Annotated in this window: 2 protein-coding genes; both read left to right on the forward strand. The window is 72.4% G+C overall.

Annotated features, from left to right (window positions below; all coding sequences use genetic code 11):
- The coding region (locus tag BIV23_RS44525) for a type I polyketide synthase (protein ID WP_143079262.1) at positions 1-2,791 on the forward strand (2,791 nt) is incomplete at its 5' end.
- A gap of 182 nt (positions 2,792-2,973) precedes the next feature.
- Positions 2,974-3,951, forward strand: a 978-nt coding sequence (locus BIV23_RS44530; protein ID WP_245790947.1) for a beta-ketoacyl [acyl carrier protein] synthase domain-containing protein, incomplete at its 3' end; no start/stop codon positions are given.

The following is a 3,951-nucleotide window of genomic DNA, read 5'->3' on the forward strand; positions in this document are numbered from 1 at the left end:
GTCTTTGGCGGAGCAGCCGTGGCTGGCCGACCACACGGTCTTCGGCTCGACCATCGTGCCCGGCACCGGCCTGCTCGAGCTGGTCACGGCCGCCGCCTCCGAGATCGGTGCGGGCCCGGTCGCCGAACTCACCCTGGCCGAACCGCTGGTGATCGACGACGCCGTACGGATCCAGGTGACGGTCGGCGCACCGGGCCCGGACGGCCACCGGCCGATCTCCGTCCACAGCAGCCCCGACAACGGTCCCGGCGCGGGCGGCGCCTGGACCAGGCACGCGAGCGGTGCGCTGGGCGACGCGCCCACGAGGCCCGCCGCGTCCGGCGCCTTCGCCGAACTGCGCCACTGGCCGGTGGCCGGCACCGAACGGGTGGACCTCGACGGCTTCTACGAGAGGTTCGCCGCCCAGGGCATCGACTACGGTCCGGTGTTCCGCGGCCTGACCGAGCTGTGGCGCAAGGGCGACTCCGCGTACGGGATCGTGCGCCTGCCTGACGCGAGCGCCGCGACGGGCTACGGCCTGCACCCCGCCCTGTCCGACGCGGCCCTGCACATCCTGAAGGGCGTGACCGCGGCGAGTGGACGACAGGAACCGGACGGGGCCCTGCTGCCCTTCGCGTGGCACGGCGTCGAGCTGTACGCGACGGGCAGCGGCGAGCTGCGGGTCCGCGTCGACGTCACGCCTGCCGAGGGCGGTCAGACGATCAGGGTGTGGGCTGTGGACACGGCCGGCGAACCCGTGGTGCACGTCGACGCGCTGCTGCTGCGCCGGGCGACCGCGCAGCAGCTGCGGGCCGCGCGGGCCACGGGCGCCGACGGTCTGCACCGCCTCGCCTTCAAGCCGGTGTCGGTCCCCGACGGCCAGGGCGGCGCCGTGGACGCCGTACTGACCGGGAACGGGGATCTCGCCGCCTTGCTCGGAGCCCAGGCTCTGCCCGATCCTGAGGCGCTGTCCGACGCGCTCGACACGATGCCGCAGCCGCCCGCCCGCATCGTCGTCGACACCACCGGCAGGCCGCCCCTGAGCAGCGAGCCCGAGGCCGCGCACCAGGCCGCCGCGTACGCGCTCGCGCAGCTGCAGGAGCTGCTGTCGGACGAGCGGCTCGCGGCGACCGAGCTGGTCTGGGTCACCCGGGGCAGCGTCGCCGCGAGCCCGGCCGACCAGCTGGACGGGCTGCCGTACGCACCGCTGTGGGGCCTCGTCCGCTCGGCGCGCGCCGAACATCCCGAGCGCCGCCTCAGGATCGTCGACCTCGGCCCGGACGAGGCGGACCGGCGTGCCCTCTCCCGGGCGCTCGCCGCCACCACCGAACCCGAACTCGCCACCAGGAACGGGGCGTTGCTCGCGGCACGGCTGGTGCGGCCCGGCACGGCGGACGACGACGCCCCGGCGCGCACCCTGGACCCCGAGGGCACCGTCCTGATCACCGGTGGCACGGGGGAGCTCGGCCGCGCGGTCGCCTCGCATCTCGTAAGGGTCCACGGCGTGCGCCACTTGGTACTCACGTCACGGCGCGGCGCCGAAGCGCCCGGCGCTGCCGAACTTGTCCGCGAACTCGAAGAAGAAGGTGCTCGATGCGTACGTGTGGTGGCCTGTGATGTCACTCGGCGAGATGACGTGGCGCAGGTGCTCGGTCTGGCTGCTCAGGACCGGCCGTGGACTGCGGTCCTGCACCTCGCGGGAGTTCTGGACGACGGCGTTCTCCTCGGACAGGACGCGGAGCGGCTCGCCCGTGTGATGGCCCCGAAGGCCGAAGGGGCCTGGCATCTGGACGAGTTGACGCGTGACCTCGACCTCGCGGCCTTCGTGCTCTTCTCCTCGGCGGCCGGCACCGTCGGCACGGCGGGACAGAGCGTCTACGGCTCGGCCAACGCCTACCTCGACGCCTTCGCCGCCCGGCGGCGCGCGCAGGGTCGGCCGGTCACCAGTCTCGCCTGGGGACTGTGGCACCAGGCGGGTGTCGGCATGACATCACACCTGGGCGCGGCGGAGCTGGACCGGATGCGGCGTCAGGGCATCGCCCCGCTCCCCTTCGAGCAGGGCCTCGCCCTCCTGGACGCCGTACTCGCCCGCCCCGCCGACAACTTCGTCCCCGTCAGGCTCGACCTGCGGGAGGCGCGGCGGGCCGCCGACAGCGGCGAGGACGTGCCGGCGCTGTTCCGGGCCCTGGTGCGGCACCGCGCCAAGCGGGCCGCGCGCGCCACGGAGGCGGCGGCCCCCGGCGGACTGCGGGAACGGCTGCTGGCCGCACCCGCTCAGGACCGGACCGAACTGGTCATACAGGTGGTCCTCGCGGAGGTCGCGACCGTGCTCAGCCTCGCCTCCGCCGCCGCACTCGCCCCGGACCAGGTCCTCAAGCAGCTCGGCCTCGACTCACTGATGGCCGTCGAACTGCGCCGGGGCCTGTCGGCTGCGACCGGGCTCGCACTGCCCACGACCCTTGCCTTCGACCACCCGACGCCGGAGGCGATCGCCCGGCTCATCCTGAACAAGCTGGACCTGCCGGCCACCGACGGGACGGCCACCGCCTCGGAGCCCGCCGGCACCGACGACCCCCAGGCCCTCCTGGGCTGGGCCCTTGAGCGCCTGACCGCGGACCGGTTGCACGACAGCGGTCTGCTGGAGCGCCTCGTGGAACTGGCGCGGGACGCGGGTACGGGTGACGTGCACAGCGGCAGCGATGACAGCAGCCGCAACAGCACGGTGGTGACGGGCGAGGACGAACGGTCCGTCGACGACATCAACGCCGAACTGAACGCGCTCCTCGAGGCATCGGGGCTCGACCTCGGCTGACCCGGCGATCGAAGCCACCGCCCGCACCACCGAAGTCCCCGGTCCGGTCCCCGGACCGGGGACTTCGGTGTCCAGGCGACGTCAACCGGCGCTCGAGCAGCGGCCGGTTGGCTGGTGGAGTCCCCTGCCGTGTCCCTTCGGGACGCGGATCGCTCGCGGTGGCCGTGCAGAGAGGCTCGAAGGTGTCGATTTCTAACCAGGACCGGATGGAAGCCGCGCTCCCTGCGATTCGCGCGCTGCAGAAGCGTGCGGCGGATCTGGAGGCCCGGCAGGCACGTCAGTACGAGCCGATCGCCGTGGTGTCGATGGCGTGCCGTCTTCCCGGTGGGATTGACACACCGGAGGCTTTTTGGGAGTTGTTGGTCTCGGGTGGGGATGCGGTGGGTGGTCTGCCGGAGCGGTGGCGGGGGCTGGATCTGTTCGATCCGGATCCGGAGGCGGTCGGTAAGAGTTATGCGCGTGAGGGTGGGTTCGTCGAGGGTGTGGAGGGTTTTGATCCGTCGTTCTTCGGGATCTCGCCGCGTGAGGCGCTGTCGATGGACCCGCAGCAGCGGCTGGTGCTGGAGACGTCGTGGGAGGCGCTGGAGCGCGCCGGCATCCGCCCCGGCTCCCTGAGCGGCACTCGTACCGGTGTCTACCTCGGCACGATGAGCTCCGACTACGGAGACATGGGACGGGACCTGGAAGCGTTCGACGGGTACGTGAACACCGGCAAGGCCTCCAGTGTGGTGTCTGGTCGTGTGTCGTACACGTTGGGTCTTCAGGGGCCCGCGGTGACGATTGACACGGCGTGCTCCTCGTCCCTTGTGGCGTTGCATCTGGCGGTGCAGGCGCTGCGCCAGGGCGAGTGTGAACTCGCGCTCGTCGGCGGTGTCACGGTGATGAACACGCCTGCTCTGTTCGTGGAGTTCTCGCGGCTCAAGGGGATGGCCGCGGACGGGCGGTGCAAGTCGTTCTCGGCGCGTGCTGACGGGGCGGGTTGGTCCGAGGGTGCGGGTGTTCTGGTGCTCAAGCCGTTGTCGGCGGCGGAGCGGGACGGGGACCGGGTGCTGGCGGTGGTCCGTGGTTCCGCGGTGAACCAGGACGGCCGCAGTCAGGGGTTGACGGCGCCGAACGGCCCGTCCCAGCAGCGGGTGGTGCAGGACGCGTTGGATGCGGCT

The organism is Streptomyces monashensis (genome assembly GCF_001866665.1).
Lineage (GTDB): Bacteria > Actinomycetota > Actinomycetes > Streptomycetales > Streptomycetaceae > Streptomyces > Streptomyces monashensis.